Source organism: Halomonas cerina (assembly GCF_014192215.1).
Classification (GTDB): Bacteria; Pseudomonadota; Gammaproteobacteria; order Pseudomonadales; family Halomonadaceae; genus Halomonas; species Halomonas cerina.
In genome coordinates, this window is the sequence record NZ_JACHXP010000017.1 from 16967 (window position 1) to 33836 (window position 16870).

Below are 16870 nucleotides of genomic sequence, written 5' to 3' on the forward strand. Positions count from 1 at the left end.
AGCCATGTCGTACGGTGGAAAAGGTGGGGGCGAGGCCAGCGGCGTCAGTCGGTCGTCGGCAAAGAAGGGGCACCTGCCAGGCGGCGCACTTCGACGTGGGCGAGCCAGTCGATGTCCCGGGCGCGGGCCTCGAGGTGGTGGATCACCGCGTCGCTGTCGAAGGGCGACGACTCGTCCAGGCAGATCACCACCGTGACCGCGCCCTCTAGGTAGTGAAGCTCCATCTTGCGGATGGCCGGCCAGACGTCCAGCGCTGCCCAGCGCTGCGCCAGGGCGGCCTCCACCTCGGGGCGCAGCGGCAGTCCCGGGAAGCGACTGGGATCGCCCTCGCCGGCATCGTCCTCGGGATCGATGTGGAAGGTGAGGTCGGTGAGGGCGGGGAAGGCGTTGCGCAGGCGCCGGCTCACCTCGTTGCCGATCTCGTGGCCTTCGGAGACGCTGATCCGCGGTGATACCACCACGTGTAGATCAAGCATGGTGTGCCCGGCCGACTGGCGAGTGCGCAGGTCGTGTATGCCCTCGACACCGGACACGCTCATCGCCACCTGGCGCATCTCCTCCTGCGTGGCTACGGGCAGGGCGGTATCAATCAACTCGCGGCCCGACTCCCACAGCAGGTCCCAGCCCACCTTGCCAACCATCAGACCGACGATCACGGCGGCCACGGTGTCGATCCAGGTGGCGCCGAATTGGCTGCCCACCAGGGCGACCATCACCACGCCAGTGGAGAGCACGTCGCTGCGGTGGTGCCAAGCGTTGGCCTCGAGCATCTTCGAGCCGATGCGCCGCGCCACCCGGCGTGTCACGTGGAAGAGCCACTCCTTGGACAATAGCGCCAGGGCCGTCAACAGGATCGCCCAGACACCGGGCGGCGGGATCTCAGTGGTGGAGAACAGTCGCTCAAGGCTCGACCAGGCGATACCGCCGGCCACGAAGATCAGCACGCTGCCCAGAAACAGGGTGGCCAGGGTCTCGATACGGCCGTGGCCGTAGTGGTGGTCGTGGTCGGGACCCTGGTGACCATAGTGAGAAGCGGTGATCACGAAGCCGTCGGTCACCAGGTCGGAAAAGGAGTGGATGCCGTCGGCGACCAGCGCGGCGGAGCCGACCATCCCGCCGACCAGGATCTTGGCCACGCCGAGCAGGGTGTTGACTACCACGGACAGGAAGGTGACGCGCTGGGTCGCCTGATGCTTCTTGAGGTTGGTCTGCATGGTCGTTCCTCGGCACGCTCCTCTGGGCAGGCCACCGGATGAAATATCGGCCGAAGGGTACCGAAGAGGTCCAGATTTGCACAAGACGTCGACGCACCTGGCGTCTCCCCTTTTTTGCCTGTCGCCCACCCACACCCCTCCCGCCGAGGAAACGTCAGCGTCTGGCGAGCAGGCAAGGGAGGTCAAGGGCAAGGCGCCGAAGCCGACCGACATGGCGGCAGATGTGTAAATAAATGTAGCGATACTGTAATCGTTCGGCTACGCTGGATAAGGCGAGGCTCAGATGCATCCTGGATGCGGATGGGTGATCGCGAGAAGAGACTCATGGCCAAGGACGGCCGCCCTCACCTGGCTGCCCACCACGGGTGGCGCGGATATCATCCCCTTGCAGGCCCTCCCACCCTCGTAGCCCTCTCCGACATCCTCCGGGCATCCGCTCGAAACGCCGATCACGCCATGCTCGAGGCAGACCAAGCGGTGCCATGAAAGGTGGCACCGCATAGGGAAAGAATTGCAGAATCCAGTTGATTATACTAAAAGGTATAAATATCTAGTTATCACTGTAATTCAGTATAATCGCCATGAGCCTACAGAAGTTTCTCTACCACCGGCATGCGCTGGCCGAGTCGATTGCTCAGGGGCTGACCGGGGAAGGGTTGGTCGACTACAGCTCGGGGCTCTTCCTGGCGGCACCGCGACGCACAGGCAAAAGCACGTTCCTGAAGCAGGACCTGATGCCGCTCTGCGAGCAGCGTGGCTGGGAGGCTGTCTATGTGGATCTGTGGACCAATCGACAGGAGGATCCCGGGTACCTGATCGAGCGCACCGTCATGAGGTCGTTGAAGCGTTATGAGCCCCAGCTGAAGCGGTTGCTAAAAGCTGCGGGGGTGCGCCGTGTCTCCCTGGAGCGAACGCTGCATTGGGACCTGGATCGAGAGAACCTGCCGGAGGGGGCCACCCTGGCGGAGGCGTTTGAGGCGCTGCAGGCGGCGTCGGGTCGCATGGTGGTGATGATTGTGGATGAGGCCCAGCATGCCCTGAACACCGAAGCCGGCATTAACGCGATGTTCGCGCTGAAGGCGGCACGGGATGCCCTCAATCTGGGGGAGGAATCGCCGGGGTTGCGCCTCATTCTCACCGGGTCGAGTCGTGATAAGTTGGCGATGCTGGTATTGAGTCGTGACCAGCCGTTCTTTGGTTCCAGCGTGACGCCATTCCCGCTGCTCGGGGAGGATTTTGTCGAGGCCTACACCGCGGATCTCAACACCAAGCTGGCGCCCGGTAATACCTTCGAGGCGAAGGAGGTGTACGAAGCGTTCCGGCGGGTTGGACATCGCCCCGAATTGCTGGGCGAGGTGGTGAGGCGCGTGGCGCTGGAGCTGGGCCAGGCTCCCGACCTGGGGAAGTTGCTGTCGCAGGGGGCGGCGGAGGTGCAGAACGGGCTCTGGGCGGAATATGAGTCGGCTTACGCGGTGCTGTCGCCGCTACAGCGTGCCATTCTGCGCGTCATGGCCGAGGCCGCGACAACGGGGGAACGCCTGGCGATGTTTGCCGACACGACGGTTGAGCGCATCAATGCGGCGGAACAAGCCGAAGGGGGGAGAGGTAAGGTGCGCCCCCAGTCGATCCAGGCGGGACTCGATGCGCTACGCGATAAGTCCCTCGTCTGGCGGTCAGGCCGAGGTGCTTACGCGCTGGAAGACAGCGGGTTCGGGGAGTGGCTGCTGGCCCAGTGACCTAATTGCATAGGTACTTATTCGACGTTGCCGTCAAGAAACGCTCTCCTTCTCTGGGGTGGGGCGTAGATGCCTCGCGTAGGCGCGGGGTGTCTGCCATCTGGCTCAGCGGCTCGGCAGCAGGTCGCCGGGCACCAGGTGACTGAGGGTGCGCCGCGCCAGCAGGTCGCTGGCCGCCTCGATGTCCGGGCCGAAGAAGCGGTCCTTGTCATAGTAGGCGACGCGCTCGCGCAGGGTGCGACGCGCCTCCTCCAGGGCCGGCGAGGTGGTCAGGCCGTGGCGCATGTCGATGCCCTGGCAGGCGGCCAGCCACTCGATGGCCAGGATGCCGCGGACGTTGTCGGCCATCTCCCAGAGGCGCTTGCCGGCGGCCGGCGCCATGGAGACGTGGTCCTCCTGGTTGGCCGAGGTCGGCAGGCTGTCGACGCTGTGCGGATGGGCCAGGGCCTTGTTCTCACTCGCCAGGGCCGCGGCGGTGACCTGGGCGATCATAAAGCCCGAGTTCACGCCGCCGTTCTCGACCAGGAAGGGCGGCAATTGGGACATGTGCTGGTCCATCATCAGCGAGACGCGGCGCTCGGTGAGCGAGCCGATCTCGGCGATCGCCAACGCCAGGTTGTCGGCGGCCATGGCCACCGGCTCGGCGTGGAAGTTGCCGCCGGAGATGACGTCGAACTGCTCGGCGAAGACCAGGGGGTTGTCGGAGACCGCATTGACCTCCACGGCCAGCACCTCGGCTGCCTGGCGGATCTGGGTCAGGACAGACCCCATCACCTGGGGCTGGCAGCGCAGGGAGTAGGGGTCCTGGACCTTGCCGCAATGGGCATGGGAATCGCTGATCTCGCTGCGGCTGCCCAGCAGGTGGCGATAGGCGCCGGCGGCGTCGATCTGGCCGCGCTGGCCGCGCACCTCGTGGATGCGCGCATCGAAGGGCGAGCGTGAGCTCAGGGTCGCCTCCACGGTGAGCGAGCCGCACACGGCGGCGGCGGCGAAGAGGTCTTCGGCCTCGAACAGCCCCTTGAGGCCATAGGCGGTGGACACCTGGGTGCCGTTGAGCAGCGCCAGGCCCTCCTTCGGTGCCAGGGCCAGCGGCTCGAGGCCGGCGATGGCCAGCGCCTCGATGGCCGGCAGCCATTCGCCCTTGTGGCGGGCCTTGCCCTCGCCGAGCAGGACCACGCTCATATGGGCCAGGGGGGCGAGATCCCCTGACGCGCCGACGGACCCCTTGAGCGGGATATGCGGGTAGACCTCGGCGTTGATCAGGGCCACCAGGGCGTCCAGCACCTTGCGGCGGATGCCGGAGAAGCCGCGGGCCAGGCTGTTGACCTTGAGCACCATGACCAGGCGCACCAGGTCGTCGCTCATGGGCTCGCCGACGCCGGTGGCATGGGAGAGCACCAGAGCACGCTGCAGGTCCTCGAGGTAGTCCTTCTCGATGCGGGTCTGGGCCAGCAGGCCGAAGCCGGTGTTGATGCCGTAGACGGTGCGGTCCTCGGCAATTACGCGGTTGACGCAGTCGACGGCTTTCTGGATGTCGGCGTCGGCGCTGGCCGGCAACTCCACCGTCACAGCGGCCTCGAAGATCCGGCGCGCCTGCGCCAGGGTCATCCGGCCGGGAGTGATCTCGAGATGGGGCATGTTGGGCACTCCATGTGGGCCTCTCTTAGAGCACATTTTCCATAGGGGCAGCGAGATGAGCGCCGGGGACAAGCCGGAGCGAGGGTCTTTTGCCAGGGATGGCAAAAGTAGCGCCCAAGGAAGGGTTCACAGCGCCCTCGTGCAGGCTTGTCACCGGAAAAGCTCATCGCTTTCGTCGAATGGTCAAAGGAGCTCTTACCCTTCGAGCATCGGCAGGTCGAGTCCGTTCTCGCGGGCACACTGCTTGGCGATGTCGTAGCCGGCATCGACGTGACGCATGACGCCGGTGCCCGGGTCGTTGCGCAGCACCCGGCCCAGGCGGGCATGGGCATCCTCGCTGCCGTCGGCGACGATCACCACCCCGGCATGCTGGGAGTAGCCCATGCCCACGCCGCCGCCGTGGTGCAGCGACACCCAGGTGGCGCCGGAGGCGCAGTTGAGCAGGGCGTTGAGCAACGGCCAGTCGGACACGGCGTCGGAGCCGTCCATCATCGCCTCGGTCTCGCGGTTGGGGCTGGCTACCGAGCCGGAGTCCAGGTGGTCGCGGCCGATCACCACCGGCGCCTTGAGCTCGCCGCTCTTGACCATCTCGTTGAAGGCCTGACCCAGGCGGGCGCGGTCCTTGAGGCCGACCCAGCAGATCCGCGCCGGCAGGCCCTGGAAGGCGATCCGCTCCCTGGCCATGTCGAGCCAGTTATGCAGGTGCGGGTCGTCGGGGATCAGCTCCTTGACCTTCTGGTCGGTCTTGTAGATGTCGTCGGGGTCGCCGGACAGCGCCGCCCAGCGGAAGGGGCCGATGCCCTGGCAGAACAGCGGACGGATGTAGGCCGGCACGAAGCCGGGGAAGTCGAAGGCGTTGTCGACGCCCTCTTCCTGGGCCATCTGGCGGATGTTGTTGCCGTAGTCGAAGGTGGGAATGCCCTGGGCCTGGAAGTCGAGCATGGCCTTGACGTGCACCGCCATGGACGCCTTGGCGGCCTTGACCACCGCGTCGGGCTCGGACTCACCGCGGGCCACGTACTCTTCCCAGGTCCAGCCGGAGGGCAGGTAGCCGTGCAGCGGGTCATGGGCGCTGGTTTGGTCGGTGACCATGTCGGGCTTCACGCCACGGCGCACGAGTTCCGGCAGGATGTCGGCGGCGTTGGCGCACAGGCCGATGGAGATGGCCTGGCCCTCGGCGGTGTAGCGCTCGAGGCGGGCCAGGGCGTCGTCCAGGTCCTCGGCCTGCTCGTCCAGATAGCGGGTGCGCAGGCGGAAGTCGAGGCGCGACTGCTGACACTCGATGGTAAGCGAAGTCGCGCCGGCCAGGGTCGCGGCCAGGGGCTGGGCGCCACCCATGCCGCCGAGGCCGGCGGTGAGGATCCAGCGGCCCTTGAGGTCGCCGCCGTAGTGCTGGCGGCCGGCCTCGACGAAGGTTTCAAAGGTGCCCTGGACGATGCCCTGGGAGCCGATGTAGATCCAGGAGCCGGCGGTCATCTGGCCGTACATCATCAGCCCCTTGCGATCCAGCTCGTTGAAGTGCTCCCAGTTGGCCCAGGCCGGCACCAGGTTGGAGTTGGCGATCAGCACCCGGGGGGCATCCTTGTGGGTCTCGAAGACACCCACCGGCTTGCCGGACTGGATCAGCAGGGACTGGTGGTCCTCCAGGCGCCGGAGGGTCTCGACGATCTTGTCGAAGCACTCCCAGTCGCGGGCGGCGCGGCCGATGCCGCCGTAGACCACCAGGTCCTCGGGGCGCTCGGCGACGTCAGGGTGCAGGTTGTTCATCAGCATGCGCAGCGGCGCTTCGCTGAGCCAGCTCTTGCAGGACAGTTCGGGCCCGGTGGGCGCGGCGATCCGGCGGCTGGGGTCGTGACGCTTGTCGGTATGGGACATGCTCGGAATCCTCGCTGGGTTTTCGCGGTAAGGGGGCTGACGGCTGGCGTGCCGGTTCAGCCGTTCAGGGTCAGCAGATGGACGAGCCGCGCCGCCACCTTGGCGGTGCGGGCGTCCACGTCGAAACGGGGGTTGAGCTCGGCCAGGTCGGCCAGGCGCAGCTTGCCGCTGTCGCGGATCACCTCGAGCAGTGGTTCGAGCAGGGCCAGCGACACGCCGCGCGGGGCGGGCGCGCTGACGCCCGGCGCCTCGGCGGCGGGCAGCACGTCCAGGTCGATGGTGAGGTAGAGGTGGTCGCAGGCGGCCACGAAGCGCCCCACGTCGCGCCGGATGGCGTCGAGGCGCAGCGGGTCGAACTCGCGATCCTCCCGGACCAGCACGTCGAGTGCCTCGGCACGCTGGAAGAGGGCGCGGGTATTGGCGGCCCGGCTGACGCCCAGGCAGGCGTAGCGGAAGGGCCAGCCGCGGGCCTGGCAGCGTTCGGCGATCTGGGCGAAGGGCGTGCCGGAGGAGCGCACCTGGGCCGGGTCGCGCAGGTCGAAGTGGGCATCGAAGTTGATGATGCCCACGCGGGGAGGCTCGGCCCCCCGCTCGAGATGGCGGGCCAGCCCGGACCAGCTGGCATAGGCCACCTCGTGGCCGCCGCCCAGCACGATGGGCAGGTGCCCGGCATCGAGCAGCGGGGCCAGGCGGTCAGCCAGCTCGGCCTGGGCGTCCTCCAGGGCGTCGCCTTCGCAGGTCACGTCGCCGGCATCATGGGCCGGGCCTCGGCGGTGCCAGGCCAGCGGAGCCAGGGCGCGGCGAATGGCCTTGGGGCCGGCGGTGGCGCCGGGACGGCCCTGGTTGCGGGCGACGCCGGCGTCGCTGGCGAAGCCGATCAGCACGGTGCCCGGGACGGCACCGGCCTCGAGAGGGCGGATGCGCTGGTGCCAGCGCTCGCTGTCCGGCTCCGGGTCCGTGCGACCCTGCCACAGGCTCATGTCGATGGCGGTGGGAAGCTCGTGTTCAGGCGTCATGGCTGGGGACTCCCTGGAAGACACGCTGACGCAGACGGCCCGGCTGGACGGCATAGGCCAGCTCCGCCGGCGAGTCGATGTCCCAGACGCAGAGGTCGGCCGGCGTCCCTTCCTGGATCCGGCCCAGCCCCGTGAGGCCGAGGGCGGCGGCACCATGGGCGGTCATGCCGGCCAGCGCCTCGGAGGGCGTGAGGCGGAACAGGGTGCAGGCCAGGTTGAGCATCAGGGTCGGCATGAACAGCGGCGAGCTGCCCGGGTTGGCGTCGGTGGCCACGGCCATGGGCACCCCGGCCTGGCGCAGGGCGGCGACGGGCGGTTGCTGGGTCTCGCGCAGGGTGTGGAAGGCCCCGGGCAGGATCACCGCCACGCTGCCGGCTTCGCGCATGGCATCGATGCCGGCCTGATCGAGGTACTCGATATGGTCGGCGGAGAGCGCGCCGTGGCGGGCGGCCAGGGCGGTGCCGCCGAGGTTGGAGAGCTGCTCGGCGTGAGCCTTGACGGGCAGGCCGTGCGCCTTCGCGGCCTGGAAGACCCGCTCGCACTGGGCCACCGAGAAGGCGATCTTCTCGCAGAAGACGTCCACCGCGTCGGCCAGCCCCTCGGCGGCGGCCGCCGGGATCATCTCCTCGCAGACCAGGTCGATGTAGGCGTCGCCGTCGTCCCGGTACTCCGGCGGCAGGGCATGGGCGCCGAGCAGGGTGGTGACCACGCGGACCGGCAGGGCCTCGCCGAGGCGGCGGGCCACGCGCAGCATCTTCAGTTCGTCCGCTACGGTGAGGCCGTAGCCCGACTTGATCTCCACGGTGGTGGCGCCATCGGCGATCATCGCCTCCAGGCGGGGCAGGGCGGCCCGGAAGAGGCTCTCCTCGGAGGCCTCACGGGTGGCCTTCACGGTGCTGAGTATACCGCCGCCGCGTCGGGCGATCTCCTCGTAGCTGACGCCCTCGAGTCGGGCTTCGAATTCGTCGGCACGCCCACCGCCGAAGACGAGATGGGTATGGCAGTCCACCAGGCCCGGCGTCATCACGCCGCCGCTGCCCATGTCCCGGCAGGCGTCGGCAAGCGGGTCGCTGAACTCCGCCATGGGGATCAGGCGGGCGATCCGTTCGTCCTCGACGATCACCGCCATGGGGTCCGGCAGCGTGGCCAGCCCGTCGAAGACGGTGACGTCGCTCCAGAGTCGGCGATTCGGCGGTGTTTGTGTCATGTCAGTGCCTCCTGCTGTCTTATTGTATATACAAATGTTAGCCCATCTCTCCGCCTTCGTCACCCTCTTTGGCGATCCGGCTCATGGTGGGATGAGACGAGCGGAGTTGCCTGAATAATCATATAAAATCAATAATATATGGAGGTTCGCATCACGCGGTTATCGTTGCTCCTTCCGCGCCTTCGACCAAAGTGTAAGGCGGCGGCGCGCAAGATGTTGGCGTGCGACCGGCTCATAATGTATATACATTAATACGGCATCCCGTCATCCCCAACCACAACGACAATCCAGGAGTGTTCCATGTCCACCCCTCCTTCTGTCTCGCCAACGGCGCATCGCCATTCCTCGGCCACCGTGCTCAAGCTGTTCCTGCCCAGCCTGCTGGGCGTGCTGATCTTCTTCGTGCCCCTGACCCTTGGGGGCAAGACCACCATCCCGCTGGATCACATGGTCACCGGGGCCAAGGCGCTGCTGGGCGGGGCTAGCGGCTATTACGCCCTGACGCTGATCGTGGCGGGGGCCATCTACCCGCTCTACAAGGGCATCTGGCGGCGCAGCCTCACCGATGTCATCTTCACCGTGCTAAAGTTCGCGGGGATCCTGACGGCCGTGCTGGCGCTGACCGGCTGGGGGCCGGCCTTCCTGCACACCCCGGACATGCTGCCTTTCCTGTTCGAGAAGCTGGTCATCCCGGTGGGCCTGATCGTGCCGATCGGCGCCATCTTCCTGGCGCTGCTGATCGGCTTCGGCCTGCTCGAGCTGATCGGGGTGCTGGTCCAGCCGATCATGCGCCCGATCTGGCGCACCCCGGGGCGTAGCGCCATCGACGCCGTCGCCTCCTTCGTCGGCAGCTATTCTATTGGCCTGCTGATCACCAACCGGGTCTATCAGGCGGGCGAGTATTCCGCCCGCGAGGCGGCGATCATCGCCACCGGCTTCTCCACCGTCTCGGTAACTTTCATGATCATCGTCGCCAAGACCCTGGACCTGATGAGCGTCTGGAACGCCTATTTCTGGCTGACCCTGGTCATCACCTTCCTGGTCACTGCCATCACCGTGCGGATTCCGCCGCTGTCCGGCATGGACGACACCAAGACCGACCCCGAGCCGGAGGCCGAGTCCGGCCGGCGGCTCGCCACCGCCTGGAACACCGGCCTGGACGTGGCCGCCAAGGCGCCCAGCCTGCCGGCCAGCGTGGCGCTGAACTTCCGCGAGGGCCTGATCATGGCCATCAGCATCCTGCCGTCCATCATGTCCGTCGGTCTGGCCGGTCTCCTGCTGGCCAAGTACACCCCGGTCTTCGAATGGCTCGGCTGGGTGTTCTATCCCTTCGTCGCCGTGTGGGGCGTGGAGGAGGCCGCCGCGGTGGCCCAGGCCTCGGCCGCCGGTTTGGCCGAAATGTTCCTGCCGGCGCTGCTAATGGGGGATGCCGGCTTCGTGGCGCGCTTCGCTACCGGCGTGGTCTCGGTGTCCGCGGTGCTGTTCTTCTCCGCCTCGATCCCCTGCATCCTGTCCACCAGCATCCCGATCTCGGTGGGGCGCATCGTGGTCGTCTGGTTCCTGCGGGTGGCATTGAGTTTGCTGCTGGCGGTGCCCACCGGGCTCCTGGTTCAGTCCCTGCTGTGACGCCCGGAGGGCGCTCCGACGGGCGCCATTCCATGCAAAAGGCCGGAGGCGTTCGCCTCCGGCCTTTTCTTGCGGCGTGTATCGCCCTGTCAGGCGGTGTGCAGTGAGGAGCGCAGCTTGTAGCGGTCCCCCGGGTGGATCAGCCGGGCATAGCTGACCAGGTGGTCGCCGGACCAGGTGCGGCGGATCATGCGCAGGCAGGGTTGGTTGGGCGTAATCTCGAGCAGCTTGGCGGTGTCGGGATCCACCGTGACGGCCTCCACCACATGCTCGACGTCGCTGATCGGGCAGGCCGCCACCAGCACCTCGTTGGGCGTATGGCGGGTGAAGTCTGTCTCGAGGTAGTGGGGAACCTGGCGGGGATTGACGTAGCGATCCTCGAGCTGGATGGGCACGCCATCCTCCCGGTGGACGATCAGGGTGTGGAAGACCCGGGTCCCCAGGCGCACCCCGAGGCGCATGGACACCTCATCGCCGGCGTCCAGCGCCTCGGCGGCGAGCACCTGGCTGCTGTAGGCATGGCCGCGGCCCTCGACCTCGGCGGCGATGTTGTGGACCTCGACCAGGGAGGATTCCGCCTTGTGGTCGGTGACGAAGGTCCCGACACCGGGCTGGCGGGTCAGATACCCTTGCTGCACCAAATCGCGGATGGCCTTGTTGGCGGTCATGCGGCTGACGCCGAAGTCCCGGGCCAGCTGCTCCTCCGGGGGGATCTGGTGGTGCGCTGGCCAGTCGCCGCCCTGAATCTTCTCCAGCAGGTGCTGCTGGATCTGTTGGTAGAGGGGGGAGGCGCTGGCCATTGGGCATCCTTTCACGCGAGGCTAATGTCTATACAACTAGTCTACCACCCTAAGCGCCCAACACACCCCCGCGGTCTGGATAGAAGACCTGTCAGGTGGTCCAGAGGAGGGGGACCACTTCACCCCCAGTTGTGGGGGTATGTCAAAGGATGTGGTGGGGCGTCCAGACACAAGAAAGGGGCCCGGAGGCCCCTGTTCATGCGGTTTCTGGTGCTTCTTGGGAAGTCCTGAAACCTTGGTTTGGTGGAGGCGGCGGGAATTGAACCCGCGTCCGCCGGTACTCGCCCATTGGCTCTACATGCTTAGGTCCGTCTTTTGCTTTAGCGCCTCTGGCTCCGACGGGCAGGATCCAGCGACACGATTCCTCGTCAAGTTTAACGATTGGCGAGAGGACACCACCAACCGCGATCCCATCAGTCTTGGCTCGTATCCCGTCAGCGATGAATGGGCACATCGCCTTCGGGCCGGGCTAGAAGCTAGCAGTCTTTAGGCTGCCAGCGCGCCCTGAGCGTAGTTGTCGTCGTTTGCGACTATTTGTCGTGATGTTGGATTTACGAGATACATCACGCTCTCGGCATGCACCGCAGGGGTTGTCACCGGCGTCGAAGCCATGTCGCCCCCTCAACACTCATCCTAACAGGATGTCTTTTTTTATGACAGCTCTCAGAAGGGTTTGTTCCCGCCGGAAGCGTCATGGTCGTCAGTCTGCAGGAGATGCACTCTGTGACCCGTCAAGCCTTGTTTTGTTCCCGCATGATGCGTCCCTTCTGCCGCTGCCAGTCGCGGCTCTTCTCGGTGGCGCGCTTGTCGTGCTGCTTCTTGCCAGTCACCAGCGCCAGCTCGCACTTGATCAGGTTGCCCTTCCAGTAGAGCTTTAACGGCACGCAGGTGTGTCCCTTGTCCTGCGTGCGCGAGAAGATCTTGGCGATCTCCTTGCGGTGCAGCAGCAACTTGCGGGTGCGCGTGGGGTCGGCCACCTCGTGGGTGCTGGCGGTATTGAGCGGCGTGATGTGGCTGCCCAGCAGCCAGGCCTCGCCGTTCTTGACCAGAATGTAGGTGTCGGTGAGCTGCGCCTTGCCGGCACGCATGCTCTTCACCTCCCAGCCGGCCAACGCCACCCCCGCCTCGAAGGTCTCGTCGATGTGATATTCGAACCGCGCCTTCTTGTTCAGGGCGATGACATTGTTGCCAGGGCCCTTGCCCTTGCCTTTCCCTTTCTTGTTGGCCATGGAACCTCGTGACGTGATCGGTGCGACCTCTGTGTGGCGACCCCTCCGATATGGGGGGAAGCATGATATCATTCAAGGTCGAAATAACCGCTCATGATACGCCTTGGGCCCCCTGAAGTCAGCGGAGAGGTCAATGCCAACGGTCAATCGGTCCGCCCTGGTGCGGCACACCCCTCGAGAAATGTTCGATCTGGTCAACGATTTCGAGCGCTACCCGGAGTTCCTTCCAGGCTGTCGGAAGGCGCGCCTGATCGAGCAGGACAAGGCCCACCTGGTGGGGGAGATGACCCTGGGGCGCGCCGGCATCGAGCAAAGCTTCACCACTCGCAACGACCTCTACGAGCCGGAGCGCATCGAGCTGTCCTTGGTCAAGGGGCCGTTCAAGCGCTTGCGCGGTCGCTGGCAGTTCACGCCCATGGGCCAGGATGCCTGCAAGGTGAGCCTCGAGATGGAGTTCGAGTTCGCCAGCCGCCTGCTGGGCATGGCCTTCGGCAAGCTGTTCCAGCAGGTCGCGGGGCAGCTGGTGGATGCGTTCACGCACCGGGCCGACAACGTCTATGGCCGGCGTTAAGCGGCGCCGGCTGCGCGTCGAGGTGGCCTTCGCGTTGCCTGAGCGGCAACGCCTCGTGAGCCTCGAGGTGCCCGCGGGCACCTCGGCGCGCCAGGCGGTGAGTCTGGCCCGGCTAGAGGCGCACTTCCCGGAGCTTCCGCCTTCCACCTTTCGCGACGCCGATCTCGGCATCTTCGGTCGGCGACTGCGCGACCCCGAACGCGTGGTGCTTCGGGAGGGTGACCGGGTCGAGGTCTATCGCCCGCTGCAGATCGATCCCAAGGCCGCCCGGGCCGAGCGAGCGGTACGCGGCAAGCGCTAGGGGCGGACCGGTCTCAGGGGCGGTCCGGGGTAACGTTGTCGAGGGGGGCTTCCGGGACATCGTCGATCGCCTTGCTCGCCGGGCCGATGCCGCGATTCTCGGGTAGTGCCGGGGCGCGGGAGAAGTCGCCACCATGCGCGATCTCCGCCAGGCGGTTGCCGTCGAAGGTGAGGGTGACACGGCGCTGCTCCACGCCACCGTAGGCCTCTTCCAGCCGGTAGACGTAATCCCACTCATCGGCATCGAAGGGGGCTTCGAGCAGGGGGCTGCCCATCACCTCGGCCACCTGCTGACGGGTCATGCCTGGACGCAGCTGCTCGACCATGCCGGCAGTCACCAGGTTGCCCTGAGGGATATCGCGCTTATACACGCCGAAGTAGCTGCAACCGCTGGTCAGGAAGAGCAAGAGGAAAAGGGTGACAATTCTGGTCGGCTTTTGCATTTGCGCCCATTCTTCACTATCGTGGATTCGGTCGATCATAACCGACCCTACCCGATACTGCGAAGAGCGACCATGGCCGACCAGAACCATGAATTGCGCAAGGCCGGTCTGAAAGTGACCCTGCCGCGCCTAAAGATCCTGCAGATCCTCGAGACTGCCACCGACCAGCACCACCTGAGCGCCGAAGACGTCTACAAGACGCTGCTGGAAGCCGGCGAGGATGTGGGCCTGGCCACCGTCTATCGCGTGCTGACGCAATTCGAGTCCGCCGGGCTGGTGACCCGCCATAACTTCGATGGCGGCCATGCCGTCTTCGAGCTGTCTCAGGAAGAGCACCATGATCACATGGTGTGCCTGGACAGCGGCGAGATCATCGAGTTCTACGACGAGACCATCGAGCGTCGCCAGCAGGAGATCGCCGAGGAGCACGGCTACGAGCTCGTCGACCATGCCTTGGTGCTCTACGTGAGGCCTCGAGGCTCTCGGTCGACCCGCCAGGAAGGCACCCAGAAGAAGTGATACTGCTCCGCTGAACCCGCCAGGCACTCGACCGCGGCCCCGATCCCAGGATCGGGGCCGTGTTGCGTTGGTAGGCGGGGCGCTCAATGGTGGGCGCGCTGGCTGGCGTCGAGCATCTCCCGGGCATGGGCCAGGGTCTGGTCGGTGAGGGTCATGCCGCCCAGCATGCGGGCCAGCTCGCTCACCCGGCCGGCCTCGTCGAGCAGGGTCATGCGGGTCAGGGTGATGTCCTCCCTGGCCTGCTTGGTGATGTGCAGGTGCCGGTGGGCCTGGGCCGCCACCTGGGGCAGGTGGGTGACGGTCATCACCTGGCCGCTCTCGCCGAGCCGGCGCAGCAGCTGGCCGACGATCTCCGCGGTGGCGCCGGAGACCCCCACGTCCACCTCGTCGAACACCAGGCTGGGGATGGTGGAGTGCTGCGCCGCCACCACCTGGATGGCCAGGCTGATGCGCGACAGCTCACCGCCCGAGGCCACCTTGGCCAGAGGGCGGGCCGGCTGGCCGGGGTTAGCACTGATCAAGAAGCGAATGCGATCCTGACCCTCCGGGGCCGAGGTATCGCGCGGCGCCACCTCGACCTCGAAGCGTGCCTTGCCCATGGCCAGGAACGCCAGCTGCTCCTGCACGGCCCGACCGAAACGGCCGGCGGCCTCGTGGCGCGTCTCGCTGATCACGGCGGCCTGCTCGCACCACTGCTGCTTGAGGGCCTCGACCTCCCGGGAAAGGGCATCGAGGTCATCATCGCTGCCGTCGATGCCGGCCAACTCGGTGGCCAGCGTATGGTGCAGCGCGGTGAGTTCCTCGGGCAGCACGTGGTGTTTGCGGGCGATGCGGTGCACCTCGCCCAGCCGCTCCTCGACCCAGGCCAGGCGCTCCGGGTCCAGTTCGACATCGGCGGCGACGTGGTTGAGCTCGCGGCTGGCCTCCTCGACCTGGATGCGTGCGTCACCGAGCATGGAGAGCGCCTCGGCCAGGGCGCCGCGGTCGCTGCCGGGAAGCGCCGAGAGCCGGTTGATCGCCTGGGTCAGCCGCGCCAGCACGCCGCCTTCCTCGCCGTCGCAGCACTCCGCGGCGAAGCGGGTCTCCTGCAGCCGTTCCTCGGCGTGGGCCAGCGTCTCCTGTTCCTCTTCCAGTCCCTGGAGCTCGCCCTCGGTCAGGGCCAGCGCCTCGAGCTCCTCGACCTGGTAACGCAACAGTTGGCGACGAGCGCGCACTTCATCGCCGTCCTCGGCCAGGCGCTTGAGCCGGCGCCGGGCCTCGCGCCAAGCCCGGTAGGTCTCGGCCAGCTCGGCCACCGCCTGGCCATGGCCGGCGAAGTCGTCGAGCAGGCGCAGGTGGGTCTCCTCGCGCAACAGGGCCTGGTGGGCATGCTGGCCATGGATCTCGATGAGGTGCTCGCCCAGCGCCTTGAGGTCGGCCACCGTGGTCGGCTGGCCGTTGATCCAGGCCTTGGAGCGCCCGGCACGGGTCACGACCCGGCGCAGCAGGCAGTCATCATCGGGCAACTCGCGGCGGGCGAGCCAGGCACGGGCCTCGGGGAGGGTGGCGATGTCGAAGCGGGCGCTGAGGTCGGCCCGCTCGGTGGCGTGGCGCACGCTGCCGGCGTCGGCCCGCTCGCCTAGGCACAGGCCCAGGGCGTCGAGCAGGATCGACTTGCCGGCCCCGGTCTCGCCGGTGAGGGCGGTCATGCCGCCGGCGAGCTCGAGCTCCAGATGGTCGACGATGGCGAAGTCACGAATGGCGAGCTCTGTCAGCATGGTGCGTGTCTCCCGGCGCAGGGCCTGTCCGAAACGACTGATCATCCATCCACTGTGGTGGTTGTTTATACAGTGATAGTGGCTGTTTATACAGTAGTCGGCCGGGCGGAACAATGCACGGTCCAGAGATCTGCCTTCGTCGCCTTGAGTTCGTCACAGCCAGCCCCATATACCTCCGACATTGATGCCCGTGACATTCATGTCGTGTTGGCGGCTTTGCCGTCGCCCCAAGCCATCAGGAGACCCACATGGCCAAACAACCGCAGACGCCACTGGAAGAGGAAGTGGAGCGCGCCGACCAGGATGCCGAGCCGCAGCGCGAGCCCACCGAGGGCGAGCTGCAGGATGCCGCCCAGGCGGCAGAGACCGCCGAACAGACCTCGGCGGATGCCGACAACCTCGAGAGTGGCGATGCCGAGGCGCTAGCGGTGAAGGTCGAGGAACTCGAGCAGGCGCTGGCCGAGGCCAAGGACCAGGCGCTGCGCACCGCGGCCGAGGCCCAGAACGTGCGTCGCCGTGCCGAGCAGGAGGCCGAGAAGACGCGCAAGTTCGCCCTGGAGAAGTTCGTCAAGGAACTGCTGCCGGTGGTCGATAGCCTGGAGAAGGCGCTGGAGGCCATGGGCGAGGATGCCACCGAGGCGCACCGCGAGGGGGTGGCCATGACGCTGAAGATGCAGCACGACGTGCTGGCCAAGTTCGGCGTCGAAGTGGTGGAGCCCGAGGGCGAGCCCTTCGATCCGCAGTACCATGAGGCCATGGCCATGGTGCCCAACCCCGAGCTCGAGCCCAACACCGTCATGGAGGTGATGCAGAAGGGCTACCTGCTTAACGGGCGCCTGGTGCGGCCCGCCATGGTGGTGGTCAGCAAGGCCGCCGAGTGACCCGACGCGACAATTGCGGGGGCAGGGCTTGAAAAGCGTCGCTCGGCCCCCAGATAGA

15 protein-coding genes and 1 other RNA gene are annotated in these 16870 nt (G+C 66.7%); 6 read left to right on the forward strand and 10 right to left on the reverse strand.

Features of this window, described 5'->3' with window-relative positions; translation table 11 throughout:
* Window positions 1-44: 44 nt before the first annotated feature.
* A complete protein-coding gene (locus FHR94_RS15030; protein ID WP_183326743.1) occupies window positions 45-1214 on the reverse strand; it encodes a cation diffusion facilitator family transporter in 1170 nt (389 codons plus the stop codon).
* Window positions 1215-1795: 581 nt separating this feature from the next.
* Between FHR94_RS15030 and FHR94_RS15035 the strand changes: the two genes are divergently transcribed.
* A complete protein-coding gene (locus FHR94_RS15035) occupies window positions 1796-2950 on the forward strand; it encodes an AAA family ATPase (RefSeq protein WP_183326745.1) in 1155 nt (384 codons plus the stop codon).
* A 105-nt stretch (window positions 2951-3055) separates the two neighbouring features.
* On the opposite strand, the gene hutH is transcribed toward FHR94_RS15035, so the two are convergent.
* From hutH to hutI, 4 genes are all read right to left on the reverse strand, one after another.
* Window positions 3056-4588 carry a histidine ammonia-lyase gene (hutH, locus tag FHR94_RS15040; RefSeq protein WP_183326747.1) on the reverse strand — a complete coding sequence of 511 codons (1533 nt, stop codon included), beginning with the start codon at window positions 4586-4588 and terminating at the stop codon, window positions 3056-3058.
* A 195-nt stretch (window positions 4589-4783) separates the two neighbouring features.
* The gene (hutU, locus tag FHR94_RS15045) at window positions 4784-6463 is read right to left on the reverse strand and encodes a urocanate hydratase (protein WP_183326749.1); all 1680 of its coding nucleotides are present in this window, start codon (window positions 6461-6463) and stop codon (window positions 4784-4786) included.
* Window positions 6464-6519: 56 nt separating this feature from the next.
* Entirely contained in the window at window positions 6520-7479 is a 960-nt protein-coding gene (gene hutG / locus FHR94_RS15050) for a formimidoylglutamase (RefSeq protein WP_183326751.1), read from the reverse strand.
* Window positions 7469-8686 (reverse strand): imidazolonepropionase, encoded by a 1218-nt coding sequence (gene hutI / locus FHR94_RS15055; RefSeq protein WP_183326753.1) that lies wholly within the window; start codon window positions 8684-8686, stop codon window positions 7469-7471. The genes hutG and hutI overlap by 11 nt, the downstream gene beginning before the upstream one ends.
* A 300-nt stretch (window positions 8687-8986) precedes the next feature.
* Here hutI and FHR94_RS15060 point away from each other — a divergent pair, with 300 nt between their 5' ends.
* Window positions 8987-10312, forward strand: a complete 1326-nt coding sequence (locus FHR94_RS15060; RefSeq protein ID WP_183326755.1) for a YjiH family protein — start codon at window positions 8987-8989, stop codon at window positions 10310-10312.
* An 89-nt stretch (window positions 10313-10401) separates the two neighbouring features.
* Here the strand turns inward: FHR94_RS15060 and hutC are convergent, their stop codons facing one another.
* The 3 genes from hutC to smpB form a co-directional block, all read right to left on the reverse strand.
* Window positions 10402-11112, reverse strand: a complete 711-nt coding sequence (gene hutC / locus FHR94_RS15065; RefSeq protein WP_183326757.1) for a histidine utilization transcriptional repressor HutC — start codon at window positions 11110-11112, stop codon at window positions 10402-10404.
* Window positions 11113-11353: 241 nt separating this feature from the next.
* Window positions 11354-11733: a transfer-messenger RNA gene (gene ssrA, locus FHR94_RS15070) on the reverse strand.
* A 110-nt stretch (window positions 11734-11843) separates the two neighbouring features.
* Window positions 11844-12341, reverse strand: coding sequence for an SsrA-binding protein SmpB (gene smpB, locus FHR94_RS15075; RefSeq protein ID WP_183326759.1), 498 nt, complete (start codon window positions 12339-12341; stop codon window positions 11844-11846).
* A gap of 133 nt (window positions 12342-12474) precedes the next feature.
* Here smpB and FHR94_RS15080 point away from each other — a divergent pair, with 133 nt between their 5' ends.
* Entirely contained in the window at window positions 12475-12912 is a 438-nt protein-coding gene (locus FHR94_RS15080; RefSeq protein WP_183326761.1) for a type II toxin-antitoxin system RatA family toxin, read from the forward strand.
* Complete coding sequence (locus FHR94_RS15085; protein WP_183326763.1) at window positions 12899-13213, forward strand: RnfH family protein; 315 nt, start codon at window positions 12899-12901, stop codon at window positions 13211-13213. The genes FHR94_RS15080 and FHR94_RS15085 overlap by 14 nt, the downstream gene beginning before the upstream one ends.
* A gap of 13 nt (window positions 13214-13226) precedes the next feature.
* On the opposite strand, the gene FHR94_RS15090 is transcribed toward FHR94_RS15085, so the two are convergent.
* The gene (locus FHR94_RS15090) at window positions 13227-13655 is read right to left on the reverse strand and encodes an outer membrane protein assembly factor BamE (protein WP_183326765.1); all 429 of its coding nucleotides are present in this window, start codon (window positions 13653-13655) and stop codon (window positions 13227-13229) included.
* A 72-nt stretch (window positions 13656-13727) separates the two neighbouring features.
* On the opposite strand from FHR94_RS15090, the gene fur reads away from it, so the two are divergent.
* On the forward strand, window positions 13728-14174 hold the full coding sequence (gene fur, locus FHR94_RS15095) for a ferric iron uptake transcriptional regulator (protein ID WP_183326767.1): 447 nt from the start codon (window positions 13728-13730) through the stop codon (window positions 14172-14174).
* Window positions 14175-14257: 83 nt separating this feature from the next.
* Here the strand turns inward: fur and recN are convergent, their stop codons facing one another.
* Window positions 14258-15931 carry a DNA repair protein RecN gene (recN, locus tag FHR94_RS15100; protein WP_183326769.1) on the reverse strand — a complete coding sequence of 558 codons (1674 nt, stop codon included), beginning with the start codon at window positions 15929-15931 and terminating at the stop codon, window positions 14258-14260.
* 248 nt (window positions 15932-16179) lie between these two features.
* On the opposite strand from recN, the gene grpE reads away from it, so the two are divergent.
* Window positions 16180-16812 carry a nucleotide exchange factor GrpE gene (gene grpE / locus FHR94_RS15105; protein WP_183326771.1) on the forward strand — a complete coding sequence of 211 codons (633 nt, stop codon included), beginning with the start codon at window positions 16180-16182 and terminating at the stop codon, window positions 16810-16812.
* Window positions 16813-16870: the final 58 nt, after the last annotated feature.

Coding starts and splice junctions, on each gene's coding strand:
- FHR94_RS15030 (WP_183326743.1), bottom strand. CDS start 1,214: ATGCAGACCAACCTCAAGAAGCATCAGGCGACCCAGCGCGTCACCTTC.
- FHR94_RS15035 (WP_183326745.1), top strand. CDS start 1,796: ATGAGCCTACAGAAGTTTCTCTACCACCGGCATGCGCTGGCCGAGTCG.
- hutH (WP_183326747.1), bottom strand. CDS start 4,588: ATGCCCCATCTCGAGATCACTCCCGGCCGGATGACCCTGGCGCAGGCG.
- hutU (WP_183326749.1), bottom strand. CDS start 6,463: ATGTCCCATACCGACAAGCGTCACGACCCCAGCCGCCGGATCGCCGCG.
- hutG (WP_183326751.1), bottom strand. CDS start 7,479: ATGACGCCTGAACACGAGCTTCCCACCGCCATCGACATGAGCCTGTGG.
- hutI (WP_183326753.1), bottom strand. CDS start 8,686: ATGACACAAACACCGCCGAATCGCCGACTCTGGAGCGACGTCACCGTC.
- FHR94_RS15060 (WP_183326755.1), top strand. CDS start 8,987: ATGTCCACCCCTCCTTCTGTCTCGCCAACGGCGCATCGCCATTCCTCG.
- hutC (WP_183326757.1), bottom strand. CDS start 11,112: ATGGCCAGCGCCTCCCCCCTCTACCAACAGATCCAGCAGCACCTGCTG.
- smpB (WP_183326759.1), bottom strand. CDS start 12,341: ATGGCCAACAAGAAAGGGAAAGGCAAGGGCAAGGGCCCTGGCAACAAT.
- FHR94_RS15080 (WP_183326761.1), top strand. CDS start 12,475: ATGCCAACGGTCAATCGGTCCGCCCTGGTGCGGCACACCCCTCGAGAA.
- FHR94_RS15085 (WP_183326763.1), top strand. CDS start 12,899: ATGGCCGGCGTTAAGCGGCGCCGGCTGCGCGTCGAGGTGGCCTTCGCG.
- FHR94_RS15090 (WP_183326765.1), bottom strand. CDS start 13,655: ATGCAAAAGCCGACCAGAATTGTCACCCTTTTCCTCTTGCTCTTCCTG.
- fur (WP_183326767.1), top strand. CDS start 13,728: ATGGCCGACCAGAACCATGAATTGCGCAAGGCCGGTCTGAAAGTGACC.
- recN (WP_183326769.1), bottom strand. CDS start 15,931: ATGCTGACAGAGCTCGCCATTCGTGACTTCGCCATCGTCGACCATCTG.
- grpE (WP_183326771.1), top strand. CDS start 16,180: ATGGCCAAACAACCGCAGACGCCACTGGAAGAGGAAGTGGAGCGCGCC.